This window comes from Bryocella sp., from assembly GCF_058498515.1.
Map to the genome: position 1 here is coordinate 1 of NZ_JBMHYI010000005.1, position 18221 is coordinate 18221.

Sequence of the window (18221 nt, forward strand, 5' to 3'; positions counted from 1 at the left end):
ACGGTAGTAATCGCAATCGGCTTCTCAGGCTCTCCAAACGACTCATCAAGCTCCTCGCCGAAATAAGAAAACTCCCCGCCACCTGAATGAAAATGGGCACCGATTGGCCGGTTAACAGGCCAATGCACGCACAGATGTCGACGATCTACGGATAAGTCCTTAAAAAACTTCGTTCCCATCAGTCCCTTTCCCAAAGAGCAAGCCGACGAAGAACAGACCCGTCTCGCGGGAGCCGCCCCCTGCGGCCGAGCCGCTCAAATTTGCGCCATGCGAAAATTCCGGAACCCCGCAGCCCCTTCCCGCGTACTATCCCCGCAAGGACTCCTACGCCTATGCTCCGCATCCTTCCGCGCCCGCTCGGCCTCCTCACGGCTCTTCTCGTCTTCCTGCCTGGCCTCCGCGCTCACGCGCAGGTGCCTCTCGTGGAAGAGCCCAACTTCACGCCCACGCTCACCTTCGACATCGCGGTCATTCGCCTCGCACCGCCGCCCGACGCCAACTTCCACGTCTCCGTCTCCAGCCCGCCGCACTCCAGCCGCTTCGAGGCCACCAACCTCCCCATCAAGGCCCTTCTGCAGATTGCCTACGGCTTCGATGCCCCCGTCGTCGGCGCACCCGATTGGGTCGCGAACACCTTCTACAACATCCAGGCACGCTCCGACGAAGCCGCCGACGCCCGCCTCGCCAAGCTCACCGACAACGAGGTCCGCCTCGAAAAGCGCCACGCCATTCGCGTCCTGCTCACCGACCGCCTCGGCCTCAAGACTCACCTCGAAACCCGCAACAGCTCCATCTACAACCTCGTCGTCGCCAAAGGCGGCGTCAAGATGCAGCTCGTGCCTCCACCGCCCGACGGCGAAGCCCCCACCACGCCGCCACCCGCCAACGTCCAGGCTCACGGCTCGCAACATGGCCTCGAGTTCGTCGGCTCCAACTCTTCCCTCCGCGCCATCACCGGCGCGCTCAGTTCCATGGTCGAAGCGCCCGTCGTCGATAAGACCGGCCTCACCGGCACGTATAACTACACGCTCCAGTTCGGCCGCGAGTGGTCCACCCACGATCCCGACAGCTGGCCCGACATTCTCACTGCCGTGCAGGAGCAGCTCGGCCTCAAGCTCGAATCCGTCCACGAGCCCGTCCCCAACCTCGTCGTCGACCACATCACAAAGCCCACAGAAAACTGAAACTATCTCCGCGGGGACGCCGTCAGTTACAAGCCATTTCTGCTACAAGCCATTCCCCCGTCAAGGTAATGCAGCCGCCACGCAACACCGACGCACGTTTTCGCCAATGAAAACGCCACTTTCGGCTATTCAACCACCCGGAAAATGCTCTAGGATAGCGTATGCAACTGCAATCGCTGGATGCTACGCACCTGGGTAGCCGGCGTCTGTCTTCTCTGAAGATAGCGTCGGTCGTGCTGCATGTCCTTGTCCTGGCGGCTCTTATGTACCAGGTGAACAGTGTTGCCAAAATCCCTCTGCATCAGCGCCGGAACGCCGTCGTCATCGTCCCCTATGCTCCGGGACATCAGGCCATCGTGCAGCGGCCCAGGCCCAAGATCACCCCGCCCAGGCTCGCGATGAAGCAGCCCGAGCCGCCTCCACCCAGCAGTGGTGGCGATCCCACCGGCGAGTCCGATGTCTCCGTCGCTCTGGCGGATTACTTCCCCGATCCCAAGCCTGATCTCTCCGTCCTCCCCCACGGCGTACGAGGCGACGTCGTCATCGATGTCGTCATCGACGAAGAAGGCAAAGTCGTCGACACGCAGGTAGATCAAGGCCTTGGCCATGGTCTCGACGAAGCCGTCATGGCCGTCGTCCAGACCTGGACCTTCACGCCCGCCACCAAAGCAGGCAAGCCCGTCGCCAGCAAGCAACAACTTCTCTTCCACTTCGAGCGCGCTTAGTCACCGCGTAGTTTACGTTGGTAGCAAATCCCCTTTTTCTCTCTGGAGAAGTCATGCGAGTACTACGCCCGCTAGTAGTTTTGTCTACGATAGCGGTCTCGATGTGTGCCACCACTGCAGCCGCTATAGCTCAGGCTCCAGCAGCAAAGCCCGCAACACCAGCGCCAGCGACCACCACGACTACAGAAGACGGCAGCCCGATGCCAGCTTCTCCATTCCCTTCAGGTCCCCCCAGCAAGGGCGGCCTGCAGCTCGATGCCATCCACAAGGCCGACATAGCCTGGCGCGAAACCCAGCGTGGCTATCAGCGCCCCGGCCGTGAGCAGCGAATTCAACCCGCAGTCCTCCGCGCCGTCGACCCCGCCACCCAGCAGAAGACCCTCGAGCACTTCGAGAGCGTCAAGGCCCAGCTCGACAAGCTCCCCAAGGCTGACATGAGCCAGGCCGAGCAGATGAATCTCGAGATCTACCTCTACCAGATCGACACCCAGATCGACGGCCAGAAGTTCAAGGAATACGAGAAGCCCGTCACCTCGCTCGAACAGTTCTGGTCCGGCGTGCAGGGCACGGGCCAGCGCGGCTTCCGCACCGAGAAGGACTACGAAAACTTCCTCTCGTACATGGCGGATATCCCCCGCTTCTACACCGAGAACATCGCCAACATGCGTGCCGGCCTCGCGCGCGGCTTCACCCCGCCGAAGATCACCCTCACCGGCCGCGACCAGACCATCGCACCCATCGCCAACGCTGCCAGCGCCGACAAGACGCCATTCTGGAAGCCCTTCCTGCACATGCCCTCGACGATCAACACCGCCGAGCAGGCCCGCCTCCGCGCCGAAGCCAAGAAGGTCATCGAGCAGACCGTCATCCCCGAGTACAAGGTCCTGCTCTCGTTCTGGAACGACGAGTACTATCCGCACACCGTCACGTCCATCGCAGCCGAATCACTTCCCGACGGCAAGGCCTATTACAAGTCCCAGATCAAGCGCTACACCACGCTCGACATGTCCGCCGAAGAGATCCACAACTTCGGCCTCGCCGAGGTCGCCAAGATCCATCAGGAGATGCTCGACACCATCGTCGAAGCCAAGTTCCAGGGCGACTTCCCCGCCTTCCTCAAGTTCCTCCGCACCGATCCCCAGTTCTACGCCAAGACCCCCGAAGAGCTCCTCGGCGACACGTCCTACATGATGAAGGAGTTCGACGACAAGGCCGATCGCTACTTCGGTTACATGCCGCGCGGCCGCTTCGGCGTGCACCCGGTGCCGGAAGAAGTCGCGCCCTATCAGCCCGCAGGCTTCGGCGGTCCCGGCGGCTTCTCCATCAACCTCTACGACCTGCCCTCGCGCCCCATCTTCGCGATGCCCGCCCTCACCCTCCACGAAGCCGCCCCCGGCCACTCCTGGGCCGGCCTCATCGCCCGCGAGCACCAGGATCCCAACGGCTACCGCGGCGGCGGCTCCGCCTTCGGCGAAGGCTGGGCACTCTACTGCGAACGCCTCGGCACCGAGATGGACATGTACCACACGCCTTACGAGAAGTTCGGCATGCTGAGCTTCCAGTCCTGGCGCGCCTCCCGCCTCGTCGTCGATACCGGCATGCACTCCATGGGCTGGACCCGCGAACAAGCCCAGCAGTATCTCCGCGACAACACAGCCCTCAGCGAGCACGATGTCGAAGAAGAAATCGACCGCTATATCTCCTGGCCCGGCCAGGCGCTCAGTTACTACCTCGGCATGACCGAAATCATGAAAGAACGCCACCACGCCGAACAGGTGCTCGGCAGGAAGTTCAACCTCCGCGCCTTCCACGACGCCATCCTCGCAACCGGCGGCGTTCCCCTACCCGTGCTCGACGAATACTTGGAAGCCTGGATCAAAGGCGGCGGCATCGGCCCCTATCCCGAGATGGAAAAGTAACTCCTCAACCGTTCACAGCAATGGGCACGCAGCAATGCGTGCCCATTTGCTTGCCTACAACAGTAGTCCCCAGTGTTGAAAGGCGAGGACGCCCGCAAGCTACCGTACCGATGCGACGGTGGTCGAAAGGGATACGGAGAGGACGACTACGTTGCGGTTGTTCGGCAACGTGATGCTGGAGACCGTCTTTCCCGCAATCACGGGAAGACTGTACTCGTACAGGTAGAAAGTGCGGTTGTCACGCTGACCTTGCGAGTTATTGCGATAGGGCATGGTGATGGCCTTCGTTTCTCCCGCAAAGTTCTGTGGCGAAAACCAGTCGCTCAAGTTCTGAGTGATCGAAGCCGTCGAACCATCAGTGTAGGTAACTTTGAAGACCTGCCCGACCTGACCGCCGTTGACTGCAGCGCCGAGGAGCTTGATGCTTGCGAACTGGCCCACAGGTAGAGGGATGGTTTTCGATGAAACAGCGTCCAGAGTGTCGGCCGGCCCGAAGAAGAATTGAGTCCCAGCGATAGTCTGCTGCAATCCGATGAGGTTGGCGGAGTAAGCTGTTGCGCTTCCATTGAGACCGCCGTCAAATCCGCCGCCGGTAAAGGTCATGTAGTCAGTCGTTAGAGCGTTGACGTTGTAGACCGGAGCGAGATTGGCAAAGGCCGTTCCAGTGGGTGGGACCGCGACGGTCAAGGTGAAAGGCGCGCTACTCGTCAGCGAGCCTGAGACCGCGTTGAGCGTAACGGAATAAGTGCCCGCCGCGGCCGAAGTGGAAGCGCTGAACGTGACCGCACTCGAGCCACTGGTGGCGATTGGAGCAGCCGCCATCGTAACTCCAGCCGGGAGACCCGAGGCGGATAAAGTAATGGGCCCGGTGAACCCGCCCTGAGCAGCGGCGGTTGCGGTTCCCGAAGCGGTGAGGCCGCGAGGAAGCGCGATGGCCGTTGGCAGGAACGAGAGAGTGAAGCTGGGAGCAGTGACGGTCAGACTGAAGCTTTCCGTGGCCTTGAGGGTGCCCGACAATCCGTTGACAGTGATGGGATACACGCCTGCAACGGCGGCGGCATTCGCGGTGAAGGTCAGCGTACTCAAGGTGGATGTTGTCGTAGGGCTGAAGGCGGCGGTCACACCTGTAGGAAGACCCGTGACGCTGAGCGCCACGAGCGCGTTGAAGCCATTCTGTCCAACGACACCGATCGAGGTGGCCGCGCTGGCGGAGCGTGCGACGGTAGGTCCGGCGATGGAATTGGTAAGGGTGAAAGCCGGGGCGAGGACGGTAAGGGCGACGGGCACGGTGCTGCTCAAGGTCCCGGAGATGCCCTTGATGGAGAGGACATAGTTTCCAGGAGGAGTCGTCGCCGACGCCTTGAAGCTGAGAGTGCTGCTTGAGGTTGTCGTCGCCGGCGTGAAGATACCGGTGACGCCGGTGGGCAGGGCCGAGGTGGAAAGCGTCACGGAGCCGTTGAAGCCATCCGTGGCAACCACCGCGATGGCAGTAGCAGCACTGGAGGTGCCATTCTGCAGAACGCTGAGTGCGGTGGCAGAAGACGTCAGGGTGAAACTGGGCGAAAGTACGGTCAGCGCCAGAGGAGCGGTGCTGCTCAGTGTTCCGTAGGTACCGGTGACGGTCAACGGATACGTTCCCCTAGTCGCGGATGCCCCAACTGTGAGAGTCAGCACGCTGCTGGTGCTGGTAGTGGCCGGGCTGAACGTCGCGGTAACGCCGCTTGGCAGACCCATGACGGCGACGGTCACACTGGAGTTGAAGCCATTCTGATCGGCCACAGAGACCGTGGCCGTACCGTTGGTGGCTTGCTTGATGCTCAACGTGGGAACAGACGTGGCAAGGGTAAACGATGGTGAACCAGAGGTTCCGGTGAGGTCGTAGATGAGGTGCTGGCCGGAGGGCGAGCCCCAACCAGTAGCGAGGTCGTATCCGGTGACGGCAGCAAAGCCATTGCTGCCGCTGCGGATGTCGTTGAAGTCAGTGACAAACTTGCTGCTGTTGCCGATGGCATACAGCAACGGATTCAGGAAGCCGACGCGGGGCTTGGAGTTGGCTGCAGCTTGCTGGTTGGCGAGTGCGATGAAGCCTGCCCATAGCGGAGCCGCCGCGCTCGTGCCACCCACCCCTGTCGTCTGACCGTTATTGAAGATGAGGTACATCTGGATGTCGGCAGTAAGCGCGACGTCAGGAATATTGCGCATCGTCTTGGAGCCACCGCCGGAGGGCGTGGTGGTCCCGACTTGATAGCTGGGAATGGGATAGACGGTACTGATGCCGCCGCCGCTGCCGGACCACGCGCTCTCTGCCAGCCAGGGGCCGCCGGAGCCGGAGGTGGTCAAGCTGGTGCCGCCCACAACCGTGAGGCTGGGGCTATCAGACGGAGCCATAATCGTGCCGTGATAAGCGCCGCTATCGCCAGAAGCCTGGAGCAGAGATTGGCCCTGCGCGATGAACTGCTTGAAGATCTGCTCCGTGGTGGCGTTCTGGCTGCCAAAGCCCCAGGAGGAACTGAGCTGCTGGGCCAGATTGTCCGTGGCCATGCGGTTGAGCACGTCGTTAGGGTTATAGCCCTCATAGACCATGATCTTGGACAGCCCAGGAGCCATGTACGCGGCCATCATAATGTCAAGAATGACTTCAATATTGTCGCTGCCTGCAGCCCCATTGAAGCCGTCGAGCAGAACGGTCTGCGTGGGAACGACAGGAAGTCCAGCCTGGGAAAAGTTCTTGGTTACGTCTCCCGGAAAGAATCCGTCAAACTCCAGCAGGCCAACCGTCTGGCCCGTACCGGTCAGTGTGACACCGGGCGCGTAGGCGTCGCGGAAGTCCTTGCCAATGAAGTAGCCGTAGGGACCGGTTCCTGTGACGTTGGGAGCAGCTGCGTTCAGCGCACGCGTCGTAAGCGACATAGGCTGCGGCGGCGCAAAGTTGTCGAGCCCACTGACGTCGAGCACAACGGCGTTGGCCGTGACGGTGGGCTCGCGGTCCGGAGCATAGAACTCACCGCGCTGCGGATGGCTGTAGACCTTCATCTTGACGCTGAACGCTTTTTCGACCGCCTTCGTGTCTCCGGTAACGGCAAGGACACTCCGGTTGCTGTGTGTGCCGGTGACGGTAAGGCCATTCTGCTGCGCGAAGTCAATGACGGCCTGATAGTCCTGCTGCGTCGGACTGAATCTCGCGGCGAACTGATCGGGAGTAAGAAAATGGTGATAACTGGGGCTCGCAGGATCGGCGATCTGCGCGATGACGCTGTCGAGTTCCACCTGATTGCGAAGGGGAAGGCCGATGGCAAGATGGAGCCGGGTTTCACGTGCAAGATCCCGGACCACGCGCGAACTGCTCACGGCATGCGGCACGTGACCGGACAGAGTCTGGGCCTGCCACTGCGCACTCGCCATGGCAGATCCGAGGGACAGCGAGGCGACGACGAACATAAGGGAGCTAAGCCGGGGCATGAGCCGGCCCGTGCTGCATCGAGTCAAACGGATCAAGTGGATGTCCTTCGCTAACGCTTTAGGCAAAATCGTCGCGATGCATCTATCGGCGGTTCCGATTCAGGAAGAACACCATGTCCGGTTTATCGACAAGCGGGCTATGAGCGCAAGCGAAGTGTATTCACGCCGGTTCAGGACGATGCTTCGGGCCTTGTCTTCATGGTGATAGGCTCACCTTCGCAATCGGTCTCGTCGTCACGTTGCATGTTGGCCAACAGTGTCCGTTTTTGATCGAAATCCGGCTTCTCCTGATAGAGGCGTCGCTCACCTGAAGCGCGCTTCCCGGAAACTTCGAACCCTCGCCGCGTTCCGGCCCGTCAAATCCCCGCATACCACGAGTACCCATACTCCGGATTCGCCGACCCCATCCCCTTACCAAACCCCTTCATCGAATCCGCAAACACAATCTTGTGCACATACTTCACGCTGCGATACCCCAGCTGCTTCGGCAGCCGCATCCGCAGCGGTCCACCAAACCCGAACGGCAGGTCCCCATCATTCATGCCCCACGTCAGTAGCGTCTGCGGATGCCCCGCATCCACCATGTCGATCGAGTCCCACAGCCCATCCCGCATCGACGTGTACACCAGGTACTTCGCCGGAGCCAGCGGCTGCACCTCCCGCATCATCGCCGCCACCGGCGTGCCAATCCACTCCGCAATGTAACTCCATCCCTCTTCGCAAGCCACCTCGGTCACCTGGCTGCTCTTGCCCATCTGCATCAAGTCAGCCACCGAGAACGTCATCGGGTGCATCACCATGCCTTCCACCGAGACCTTCCAGTTACGAAATCCCTCCGCTTTATGCTTCGCAAACTCCGCAGGCACCGGCCCATACGTCGAGTTAGCAAACGGCTTCGACGAGATCATCGACTTCGCAAACTCCCGCGCTGGCGACCGCGGCGCAACAATCCGGCTCGCCGCATACGTCAGCACCTCGCCCGGTCCATAGAAGCCCGCACTGTCCAGAGGCACAATCCCACAACGCGCCCCGAGCTTCGGAGCCTCCAGCACGCCCGCAACGCCCGCCGCAGCAGCCAACCCACCCCACAACAGGCTCCGTCTCGAGATCGACCTCATGCCGCCTCCTTGCTGCGCTCCACTCTTCCCGTAATCATCCCCCGCATCCGAGCCACAAATCCGGACGTCGCCACCATCGCCACATGCGTAACGAAAAACAGCACCAGCGCCCACGTCAGGAAGAAGTGCAGCGTCCGCGCCGTCTGCCGCCCCCCAATCGCCACCACCGCCCACGGCGCAACTCCCGCAAACGTCGGCGACATCGCCAGCCCCGTCCACACCATCAGCGGAAACGCCACAAAGATCACCAGGAAGTAAGCAGCCCGCTGCGCAGCGTTATAACTCGTCGCCGAATCTTTCTGCTTCGGAGCCAAACGTAGATATCCCCCAACCACGCGCCACATAGCGCTCCAGCTCCACTCACCGCGGCCCGGAACAATATCCCGCCGGAAGTGCCCACTCCGCCATCCGCTCACCACATACGCCAGCCCGACAAACAGCAGCAGCCATACCGCCTCAAAGTGCAGATACCGGCTCCATCCATTCTGATCCGGCAGCACATAGTTATAAGCCGTAGGCACCGTATCCCGCGAAGATGCCACCGGCAGAGTAAACAGCGGCTTCATATTCACATTGCCGGTCTCGCCTAAATAGAACCGCGGATGCGAAAACACAATCTCGACGCCACTCACCAGCAAAGCCGCGAACGCCACAAACGTCAGCCAGTGTGTCACGCGCACCACGGCCCCATGGCGTGGCCCTTCAGCTGCTTGTTTTCCCGGCTGCTGCGACATGCGCAGAAGAATAGCACCAGAGCATTTTCCGCGCTCAACGCCGCCCGTGCACGCTCTTCCGATACTCCGCCGGCGCATATCCCGCAAGCTTGCGGAAGTCATTGATCAGGTGAGCTTGGTCCGCATAGCCCAGGTCCAACGCCACCTGCGCTCCATCAAATGCCTCGCCGCCATGCAGCCGCTCCAGCACCTCGTGCAGCCGGTATCGCCGGATCACCCACTTCGGAGACACGCCCACATACTCGCAAAACAACCGCTGCAGCGACCGCACCGAAAGCCCGCTACGTCGCGACAGACTCTCCACCGTCAGCAGCGTCGGCTCCGCAAGAATCGCATCCACCAGCTCACCCGCAAGCTCCGCCTGCGCATCACGCTGCGGCGCATGCGCCTCGAAGTACCGCGCCACCGCCACGCCCATCTCCTCCGGCGTACTCAGCGCACGCACCTCCCGCGCCAGCCGCAAAATCCCGCGTCCAAACACATCCTCTGCAGGAACCACACGCCCCGTGAGCGACGCCACCGGCCCAGGCAGAAACGTCCGCAGCCCTCCCGGCCGCAGCTTCAACCCACACACCCGTCCGTGCCCTTCCATCACGCGCGTAAATCGGTTGCGCGTCACCCCACTCACCTCCGCGTTCATCCTCGTCAGCGGTCCATGCGCCGTCTTCGTAAGATCGTGCTCGAAGATCAGGTAAGCATTCGGATGGGGCAGCGTCTCCGCCGTCTTTGGCTCGGCATTCCGCAGGTCCCACTGCACAAACCACAGGTGCTGCACCCACCCCGCCATTGCCGCCGGAGCAGCCAGCCGCTGATGAAAAAACCGACCCTCCGGCGCCTCGACCTTCAGCACCCCGCGCGGCGGTCCCACCCGCGGCGCAAACGCCGCAGGCTCCTGTCGCGTTCTTGCAATCACCACGGCGTCCGGCGCTGTATGTTTTGGACTGGAGGCCACCATGAGATTGTTACCCAAAATAGTCGCAGCCGCGATGCTCTTCCCAGTGGCCCTGATGGCGCAAGGAGAACGACCCATGCAGGCAAAAGGAACATTCGACGTCAAGGTAACGCCCGAAACCGCAACGCCACTCGAGACCGAAGCAAAACTCGCCCGCTACGGCTTACAGAAATCCTTCCACGGCGACCTCCAGGGCGAAGCCCGCGGCGAGATGCTGAGCACCCTGGTCGAAGACACCAAGGCCATGGGCTACGTCGCCCTCGATCGATTCAGCGGAGAGCTCGCCGGACATAAAGGCAGCTTCCTCCTCATGCATCAAGCCACCATGACCAACGGCGACCCATCCTCCGGCGTAATGAAGATCGTCGTCATGAAAGGCTCAGGAACCGGCGACCTCAAAGGCATCAGCGGAGAGCTCACCATCATCATCGACGCCAACGGCAACCACTCCTACATCTTCGACTACCAGCTTCCCTGACGAGGCTTTGTAGGGCCGGGGCTTCAGCCCCGCCGTTATCGGGACGCCCTACGCCAACTTCTTCGCCATCGCCGCCCGATGCGCCATCACCTTGCCCACATTCTTCTGCACGAACTCCGTCAGCACCTTCATCGGCTCCGCAATCTGCCGCCCGAACGGCGTCAGGCTGTACTCCACCTTCGGTGGCTTCGTCGCATGCACAGTGCGCAGCACAAAGCCATCCGCCTCCAACGCCCGCAGCGCCTGCGCCAGCATCTTCTCGCTCACCCCGCCAATCAGGTACGCCAGCTCGCTGAACCGATAGCTGCTCTCCAGCAGCAGCACCAGCACCAGCGACCCCCATCGCGAGGTCACATCATCGAGAATGTCCCGCGTTGGGCAATCGGCTGCATACAGGTTCCCCTTGCGGATGCGAACAGTCTTCGTACTCTTCGGCCACGGCATGGCATAGAGCTTACTCCCAGGTACGTACTTACGCAAAGTAAGCTCCTTGGTCTACGCTTGTCTCTGTAAGAGAAACAACCCGGCGCATCGCCGGCCAGACATCTCAAGGAGAGACACATGATCGCCGTCACCGGAGCCACCGGACAGCTTGGAACCCTCGTCATCGAATCCCTGCTGAAGAACGTCCCCGCCAGTCAAATCGTCGCCGCCGTCCGCACCCCCGCCAAGGCCGCTGCGCTCGCCGCCAAAGGTATCCAGGTCCGCGAAGCCGACTACAACCGCCCCGAAACCCTGGCCACCGCCTTCGCCGGAGTCGACAAGATCCTCCTCATCTCCTCGAACGAAGTCGGCCGGCGCATCGCGCAACACACCGCCGTCATTGACGCCGCCAAGGCCGCCGGCGTGAAACTCCTCGCCTACACCAGCCTCCTCCACGCCGACACCTCGCCCCTCGCACTCGCCGAAGAACACCTCGCCACCGAGCGCTACCTCCAGGCCAGCGGCCTCAGCTACTCGCTGCTCCGCAACGGCTGGTACCTCGAAAACCAAACGGCAGCCATCGCGCCCGCGCTCCAGCAGGGAGCCTTCATCGGAGCCTCCGCGGATGGTCGTTTCGCCGCCGCCGCACGTGCCGACTTCGCCGAAGCCGCGGCTGTCGTCCTCACCGCAGACGCCCACGCCAACTCCATCTACGAGCTAGGCGGAGATGTACCCTACACCCGCGCCGAGCTCGCCGCCGAAGTCAGCCGCCAGACCGGAAAGACCATCGGCTATCACAACCTCCCCGCCGCCGAGTACGAGAAGATCCTCGCCACCTTCCTTCCCGCAGAAGCCGCCCACATCATAGCCGACGCCGAAGCTCACGCCGCCACCGGTGCGCTCGACGACGCCTCCCACCAGCTCAGCAAACTCATCGGCCATCCCACCACAACCCTCGCCGACGCCGTAACCACCGCTCTCAAGCCCCTCACCTAAGCCCGCACAATTCGGGTGCCCAATATCTCGAAGAGAGGTGGGTTCGCAGGATGCCCGCTCCGGAGGCAGCCTTTCCTCAAACCTCAAGCCCGCAGAGCGCGGCGCCCTGTTCCCCTCGTCGCTCTTCAGCAAACAAACCCCGCACAAAAACAAAACGGCCTGGGAGGGTTCATCCTCCCAGGCCGTTCGCAGCGTATCGTCACCTCACGCGCTTACACCGCAGGAGCCGTCGACACCATCGCCTCGCCGCTCTCCCGGATCCGCATCGGCTGCCGCTTCCAGTACGTCAACGACCTCCAGCACCACTCCACCGGGCCAAACTGGAAGTACTTCAGCCAGATCGGACTCCACACCAGGTTCACCGCCCACATGCACAGCACCACAATATAGAGCTTGTAGTACTCCATGTAGCCGTACCAGTGCGTCGGTCCCCACACAAAAAGGAACTGCATGCTCAGGCTCGTCAGCAGGTAGTTCGACAGCGCCATCTGCCCCACCGCCGCAACCCGCGTCATCAACCAGTTCAGCGCCCCCGACCGCATGATCAGGATCAGCAGCGCAGCCGTTCCCACTGCTCCCGCAACGCGCCCTAGGCTGTACGTCGATTGCATCCAGAGCATCGTCTTGATGCTGTCGAAGTGGCTCTTCCACGCTTCATACGCTCCCACCCCGATCAGCGGCCACGCAATGCCCAGGCCAATCGCCGCGCTCCATGCATACGTCTTCGTGCTCAGCCGCCCCGGCAGGAAACCGTTCTTATACAGCGCCATGCCCAGCAGCATCATCCCCATCCAGTCGCCCCAGCCGAAGTAGGCCCCCTTCAGCTCACCCTGGATGACCTCCTTGGCCCGTGCTCCCTGCGCCGAAAAGTAATTCTTCTGCTGCGCCGCAATATCCTTGCGCCGATCGGTCACGCTCATCCGGAAACGGCCTTCCGCCTTGTCCGCGGAATCGATAGCCTTGCGCTGGTCCTCCGTCACCACGTGGTTCTTCTTGTACGCCTCCCGCGCCTCCACACCCTTCTTGTGCACGTAGATCGTCGCAAAGGTCTGTCCGTTATCGACAATCAGCCAATTCAGGAACAGCACAATCCCCGCCGCCCATAGCAGCCGCTTCGGCCGCACCACGCGGAACGGAAACAGGAAGAGAAGACCCGCGAGACCGTAATAAAACAGGATATCCCCGCTCCAGATGAGATACCCATGCAGCATGCCCAGCAGCACCAGCCACATGTTGCGCCGCAGCCAGATGTCCGCCACGCGAATACCCGCGCCGCGCCTCTCCGCACGCTCCGTCAGCAGGATCGCACCCGCGCCGAACAGCATGCTGAACATGCCGCGCATCTTGCCCTCGGCAAAAATCCACCGTGCAAACCACAGCGCCGTGTTGATCTTCCAGTGCGGCCCGTCGAAGACCGGCTTCTCTGTCGACAGCGGCCAGTTGTAGTCGTAGAATCCCAGTGCGAAGTCCGTGATGTTCATCAACAGGATGCCCATCAGCGCAAACCCGCGCAGCGTATCCATCGTGCTGATGCGTTCCTGCCGTGAGACCGGCGCAAACGACACAGCATGCGGTGGTCCCGCCAGTTCCTCGTTGGCGCCCGGGGCAACCGGGCTGGAATCGACGGCAACAACGGAAGTGCTCATACGCTCACCTCAAGAGAGATCGCACAGCTGATTTTGGGGGGACATCACTTTGCCGAAAAGACTACCACGCAACCGGCGTCATCGCAGCACCAACGATAACTCCCCTCAGCTGATATATCTCACCCCGGAGAACGCATACAAAAGAAAGGGGCCGAAGCCGCGGTGACGCCGGGTGCCCCACGTCTCGCTTCTGAGACGTGGGTTAGCAGAATGCCCGCCACTCTCTCTCGATGTGTCATCTCGACCGGAGCGGGATAGCATCACCATCCCGCGTAGTGGAGAGACCTGCTTCTTCGGGCTAATCCCGTCGCCGAACCGGTTGCCCCAGGGTCCCGTCCCGCACACGCACAAAAGCCGCGCCATAGCGCGGCCTTTGCCTTCCATACCTCAGTTAGATCTGTGCCGTACCGCCATCCACAAACAGCTCCACGCCATTCACAAAGCTCGAGTCGCTCGATGCCAGGAACGTCGCCACCGTCGCAATCTCCTCAGGCCGTCCCATCGTGCCGCGCGGAATCATCGCCTTGAAGCCCTCCTTCGCCGCGTCACCCAGCGGAGCCAATGCCGGCGTGTCGATCGTGCCCGGGCTCAACACGTTCACCCGAATCCCGCGATCCTTCAACTCCAGCAGCCAGGTCCGCGCCAGCGCGCGCAGTGCCGCCTTGCTCGCACAGTACACGCCAAACGAAGGAAAGCCCTTGATGCTGGCGATCGACCCATTGATGATGATCGCGCCGTCCTTGTTGAACAGCGGCAGCGCCTTCTGCACCGTGAACAACGTGCCCCGCACATTCAGATCAAACGTCTTGTCGAAATGCTCCTCCGTCACCTGCTCCAGCGTCGCGAACTCACCCGTGCCCGCGCTCGCAAACAGCACATCGATCGTCCCCTTTTCGCGCTTCACCGTCTCATACAGCCGGTCCAAATCCTTCAGGTTCGAAGCGTCGCCCTGCACCCCGGTCACGTTGCGCCCAATCGCCTTCACTGCTGCATCCAGCTGATCCTGCTTGCGCCCCGTGATGAACACATACGCGCCCTCCGCCACAAACTGCTTCGCCGTCGCCAGCGCCATGCCGGACGTCGCCGCCGTAATCACTGCTACCTTGCCTTCGAGCTTACCCATCGGTTTGCTCCTCCTGGCTGACTAGATGGACGCCCTTAGCGTTGCGATTCAAAAGTTCCGGATTCGCGAACTATTGAACCTTCGCCCTTTCTTCCATACTCTTATCGGTAATGAGGCCGCTGCTCCATCCCGCAATCCAGGACGTCTCCGTCGAGAGCATACTCTACGCGCTCTCCGATCCCGTCCGCATTGCCATCCTCGTCGACATCGTCGCCCAGGAGTGTCCCCAGAACTGTTCCACCTTCCTCTGCGTCCTCGACCGCCCCATCCCCAAGTCCACCCTCTCGCAGCACTTCAAGATCCTCCGCGAAAGCGGCCTCATCCGCAGCGAACGCCACGGCGTCGAGGTCCACAACCTCTCCCGCTGCGCCGAAGTCGACGCCCGCTTCCCCGGCCTACTCGCCTCCATCGTCAAAGCCCACAGCATCGAGCTCGACGAAGCCACCGCCAAGAAAGCCCGCGCAAAGCCAGCAAAGAAGCGCCCCACCCGCTCACGCTAAACTCCTCAACGACCATGGTCAGACCATAAGCACTGCTAGGCTGAGACGAGCCTTACCTCAAACCTCCAGCCCGCAAAGCGGGCGCCCTCTTCCCCTCATACCTCTACAGAAAATAGCTCTTACAAGTTGCCGCGGAGACGTTTCAGCCAGATCACGACGGGCCGAACCAACTTCGCCATCATTCCCACCGCGGCCCACACCAGCCCCCGCATCATTTCGAGTTACTCTGATCGAGCTCGCCTCTCCGCTTCACCGCACATGACAACTCATCCCCCCGCACCCCGCAATCACGGTGTCGGCTCCCGGCTGCATGGTCTAGACACCCTGCGAGCCTTCGCCGTCCTCGCCGTTATGCTCTACCACCTCACCATCTTCGGCGAGCTGCCCGAGCGCATCCTCCCCGTCACCTATCACGGCTGGATGGGCGTCGACCTTTTCTTCGTCCTCTCCGGATTTCTCATCGGCCAGCAGTTACTCAAGCCCTATCTCCGTGGCAAGTCACCGTCCATTGGAGACTTCTATCTCCGCCGCGCTTTTCGTATCCTCCCCGTCTATCTCGTCGTCATCGCGCTTTATTTCCTCGTCCCCGCCTGGCGCGAAGCCCCAGCCATCGGCCCGCTCTGGAAGTTCCTCACCTTCACCATGAACTTCGGATTCTCTTTCCGCCGCCGAGCCTTCTCCCACGCCTGGTCCCTCTGCGTGGAAGAGCACTTCTACCTCATCCTTCCATTACTCGTCACGCTGCTCATGCGCAAACCCTCCGCGCGCAAGACCGCATTCAGCATCGCCTTCGTCGTCTTCGGAGGCTTGGCTCTCCGTTACTGGCTCATCGCCCAATATCCCGACGAAATCTATACAAAGGTCTATTACACGAGTTACTCCCGCCTCGACGGCCTCACCGCCGGAGTGACTCTCGCGCTCCTCAAAACCTTCCGCCCCGCAACCTGGAATCGCCTCATGCTGCGCGGCCACACGTTACTTCTCGCAGGCATCGCCTGCGTCGCTCCGCTCATCTGGATGTTCCGCAACCGCGACCTCGGCAGCGACGAAGGCTCCGCCAAGTGGGGAATGATCGTCGGCCTTCCGCTGCTCTCGCTCGGCCTCGGCCTCATCACCGCCTCCGCCATGAGCCGCAACGGCCTGCTCGCCCGCTGGCGCATCCCCGGAGCGCAAACCCTCGCCACACTGGCCTTCGCGCTCTATCTCACTCACAAAGAAATTGGCCACCTGCTCATGGAGCGGTTCCCCGCGATCACCCAACCCCAGGGCCCCGCATCCTGGCTGCTCTATGCCATCGCCTGCCTCGCTGCCGCGTGGTTCCTCCACCTCGCAGTCGAGCGCCCGTTCCTCCGTCTCCGCGACCGCACCTCGCGCCACGAATCCACCGCCGCACTCGAATCCGAAATGCGCTCCGACCCCGCCCTCTAGCTCCGAAGCCTTCAGTTTTTCGCCCGCCGCTGCGTTCGGCCCGACCCCATCTCACCGAGGCTTCGCACCACACGCAACGTCGACTGCAGCGCCTCCTTGCCCACCTCGGCCTCGAACTCCCGCTGCAGCTTATCCAGCGCCCCAATCACCCGCATCGCAGCGCGCTTGCCCCCAGGCCGCAGCGCGAGATGGTACGCCCGCGCATCCGCCGGATCGATCCTCCGTCGCACCAGTCCCTTCGCCTCCAGGGAGGAGACGCAATGGCTGACATTGCCGCGCGTCGTGCCGAACACCTCCGCCAGCTGCGATGGCTTCACTGTGGTTGCCGACTCGAAGAACAGCGCAGCCAGCACCAGCGCCTCGAAGAAGCTCAAGTCGTCGGCCTTCAGCAGTCTCGCCGCCAGCACATCGAACCGCCGCGCCGTCGAACTGATGCAAAACATCGGGCTATGGTCCAGAAAGGCTTTGATCCGCACTCGCGCTCCGGTTTTCTATCTCATATTGATTGAGTCATTCAATTATCTCTGACAGTACAAAACTACGCTTGAGCGAACGCCCCCTCTGCGTCATGCTGACAGCACTCGAGGAACGCAGATCATGGCAGACTCCCTGCTCCAGCAAGCTCTTTCCCTTTACCGCCTGCCATTCTTCGACCTCATCGCGCAGGCGCATCAGGTCCATCGCCAATGGCACGATCCCGCCGACATCCAACGCTGTGCTCTGCTCTCCATCAAGACCGGCGGTTGCCCCGAAGACTGCGGCTACTGCTCCCAATCCGCGCACCACGACACCGGCGTCCCGCGGCAATCGCTGCTCACCGTAGAGGCCGTCCGCCACGCCGCGCAGCTAGCAAAGCAGCGCGGCGCAACCCGTTTCTGCATGGGAGCAGCCTGGCGCACGCCTCCCACTGGAGAACAATTCGATCGCGTCCTCGACATGGTGCGCGAGGTCAAAGCCTGCGGCCTCGAAGCCTGCGTCACGCTGGGCATGCTTCAGCCTGAGCAGGCAGCACAACTGAAGGCCGCCGGCCTCGACGCCTACAACCACAACCTCGACACCAGTCGCGAATTCTACGGTGAGGTGATCACCACCCGCACTTACGATGATCGCCTGCGCACCCTCACCACCGTGCGCGACGCAGGCATCACCGTCTGTTGCGGCGCGATCCTTGGCCTCGGCGAAAGCGATCTCGACCGTTGTCAACTCCTCGCCACATTAGCCGCAATGCAACCTCAGCCGGAATCCGTCCCCATCAACCTGCTCGTCCCTATCGCCGGAACCCCGCTCGCCGCCGCGCCCCCCGTCAAGAGCACCGAGCTCATCCGCGTCATCGCCGTCGCCCGTATCCTCATGCCGCAGTCGCGCGTACGTCTCTCCGCCGGCCGTCGCTCGCTCACCGAAGAAGCGCAGTTACTCGCCTTCTTTGCCGGAGCTAACTCCATCTTCATCGGCGACAAGCTGCTCACCACCGCGAACGTCGCCCAGGATGAGGACGAAACTCTCCTCGCCGAGATCTCCGCCTGAAGAAACTCCCGC

At 61.9% G+C, this 18221-nt stretch carries 16 protein-coding genes; 8 read left to right on the plus strand and 8 right to left on the minus strand.

Annotation, left to right across the window (positions count from 1 at the left end; genetic code table 11):
• Positions 1 to 332 precede the first annotated feature (332 nt).
• The 3 genes from AC5E6W_RS00990 to AC5E6W_RS01000 all read left to right on the plus strand — a co-directional run bounded on the left by AC5E6W_RS00990 (position 333) and on the right by AC5E6W_RS01000 (position 3828).
• A complete protein-coding gene (locus tag AC5E6W_RS00990; protein ID WP_491750387.1) occupies positions 333 to 1184 on the plus strand; it encodes a TIGR03435 family protein in 852 nt (283 codons plus the stop codon).
• 161 nt (positions 1185 to 1345) lie between these two features.
• The gene (locus tag AC5E6W_RS00995; RefSeq protein ID WP_491750388.1) at positions 1346 to 1909 is read left to right on the plus strand and encodes an energy transducer TonB; all 564 of its coding nucleotides are present in this window, start codon (positions 1346 to 1348) and stop codon (positions 1907 to 1909) included.
• 200 nt (positions 1910 to 2109) lie between these two features.
• Positions 2110 to 3828 (plus strand): DUF885 domain-containing protein, encoded by a 1719-nt coding sequence (locus tag AC5E6W_RS01000; RefSeq protein ID WP_491750389.1) that lies wholly within the window; start codon positions 2110 to 2112, stop codon positions 3826 to 3828.
• A gap of 99 nt (positions 3829 to 3927) precedes the next feature.
• On the opposite strand, the gene AC5E6W_RS01005 is transcribed toward AC5E6W_RS01000, so the two are convergent.
• The 4 genes from AC5E6W_RS01005 to AC5E6W_RS01020 all read right to left on the minus strand — a co-directional run bounded on the left by AC5E6W_RS01005 (position 3928) and on the right by AC5E6W_RS01020 (position 10052).
• A complete protein-coding gene (locus tag AC5E6W_RS01005) occupies positions 3928 to 7230 on the minus strand; it encodes a protease pro-enzyme activation domain-containing protein (protein WP_491750390.1) in 3303 nt (1100 codons plus the stop codon).
• Positions 7231 to 7643: 413 nt separating this feature from the next.
• Positions 7644 to 8405 carry a molybdopterin-dependent oxidoreductase gene (locus AC5E6W_RS01010; RefSeq protein WP_491750391.1) on the minus strand — a complete coding sequence of 254 codons (762 nt, stop codon included), beginning with the start codon at positions 8403 to 8405 and terminating at the stop codon, positions 7644 to 7646.
• The gene (locus AC5E6W_RS01015; protein WP_491750392.1) at positions 8402 to 9139 is read right to left on the minus strand and encodes a cytochrome b/b6 domain-containing protein; all 738 of its coding nucleotides are present in this window, start codon (positions 9137 to 9139) and stop codon (positions 8402 to 8404) included. Before AC5E6W_RS01015 ends, AC5E6W_RS01010 begins: the two co-directional genes overlap by 4 nt.
• 34 nt (positions 9140 to 9173) lie before the next feature.
• Complete coding sequence (locus AC5E6W_RS01020) at positions 9174 to 10052, minus strand: helix-turn-helix domain-containing protein (protein WP_491750393.1); 879 nt, start codon at positions 10050 to 10052, stop codon at positions 9174 to 9176.
• Between the two features lie 115 nt (positions 10053 to 10167).
• On the opposite strand from AC5E6W_RS01020, the gene AC5E6W_RS01025 reads away from it, so the two are divergent.
• Positions 10168 to 10569, plus strand: a complete 402-nt coding sequence (locus AC5E6W_RS01025; protein WP_491750394.1) for a DUF3224 domain-containing protein — start codon at positions 10168 to 10170, stop codon at positions 10567 to 10569.
• A 48-nt stretch (positions 10570 to 10617) separates the two neighbouring features.
• Here the strand turns inward: AC5E6W_RS01025 and AC5E6W_RS01030 are convergent, their stop codons facing one another.
• Positions 10618 to 11049, minus strand: a complete 432-nt coding sequence (locus AC5E6W_RS01030) for a winged helix-turn-helix transcriptional regulator (protein WP_491750395.1) — start codon at positions 11047 to 11049, stop codon at positions 10618 to 10620.
• 81 nt (positions 11050 to 11130) lie between these two features.
• On the opposite strand from AC5E6W_RS01030, the gene AC5E6W_RS01035 reads away from it, so the two are divergent.
• Complete coding sequence (locus AC5E6W_RS01035; protein WP_491750396.1) at positions 11131 to 11988, plus strand: SDR family oxidoreductase; 858 nt, start codon at positions 11131 to 11133, stop codon at positions 11986 to 11988.
• Between the two features lie 212 nt (positions 11989 to 12200).
• On the opposite strand, the gene AC5E6W_RS01040 is transcribed toward AC5E6W_RS01035, so the two are convergent.
• Positions 12201 to 13634: a DUF418 domain-containing protein gene (locus tag AC5E6W_RS01040; protein WP_491750397.1), complete on the minus strand. Its 1434-nt coding sequence runs from the start codon at positions 13632 to 13634 to the stop codon at positions 12201 to 12203.
• A 391-nt stretch (positions 13635 to 14025) separates the two neighbouring features.
• Positions 14026 to 14757, minus strand: a complete 732-nt coding sequence (locus tag AC5E6W_RS01045; RefSeq protein WP_491750398.1) for an SDR family oxidoreductase — start codon at positions 14755 to 14757, stop codon at positions 14026 to 14028.
• 110 nt (positions 14758 to 14867) lie between these two features.
• On the opposite strand from AC5E6W_RS01045, the gene AC5E6W_RS01050 reads away from it, so the two are divergent.
• Positions 14868 to 15257, plus strand: a complete 390-nt coding sequence (locus AC5E6W_RS01050; RefSeq protein ID WP_491750399.1) for an ArsR/SmtB family transcription factor — start codon at positions 14868 to 14870, stop codon at positions 15255 to 15257.
• Between the two features lie 126 nt (positions 15258 to 15383).
• Positions 15384 to 16685, plus strand: coding sequence for an acyltransferase family protein (locus tag AC5E6W_RS01055; RefSeq protein WP_491750400.1), 1302 nt, complete (start codon positions 15384 to 15386; stop codon positions 16683 to 16685).
• Between the two features lie 11 nt (positions 16686 to 16696).
• On the opposite strand, the gene AC5E6W_RS01060 is transcribed toward AC5E6W_RS01055, so the two are convergent.
• Positions 16697 to 17128, minus strand: a complete 432-nt coding sequence (locus AC5E6W_RS01060; protein WP_491750401.1) for a MarR family winged helix-turn-helix transcriptional regulator — start codon at positions 17126 to 17128, stop codon at positions 16697 to 16699.
• A gap of 154 nt (positions 17129 to 17282) precedes the next feature.
• Between AC5E6W_RS01060 and bioB the strand changes: the two genes are divergently transcribed.
• The gene (gene bioB, locus AC5E6W_RS01065; RefSeq protein ID WP_491750402.1) at positions 17283 to 18209 is read left to right on the plus strand and encodes a biotin synthase BioB; all 927 of its coding nucleotides are present in this window, start codon (positions 17283 to 17285) and stop codon (positions 18207 to 18209) included.
• Positions 18210 to 18221 lie beyond the last annotated feature (12 nt).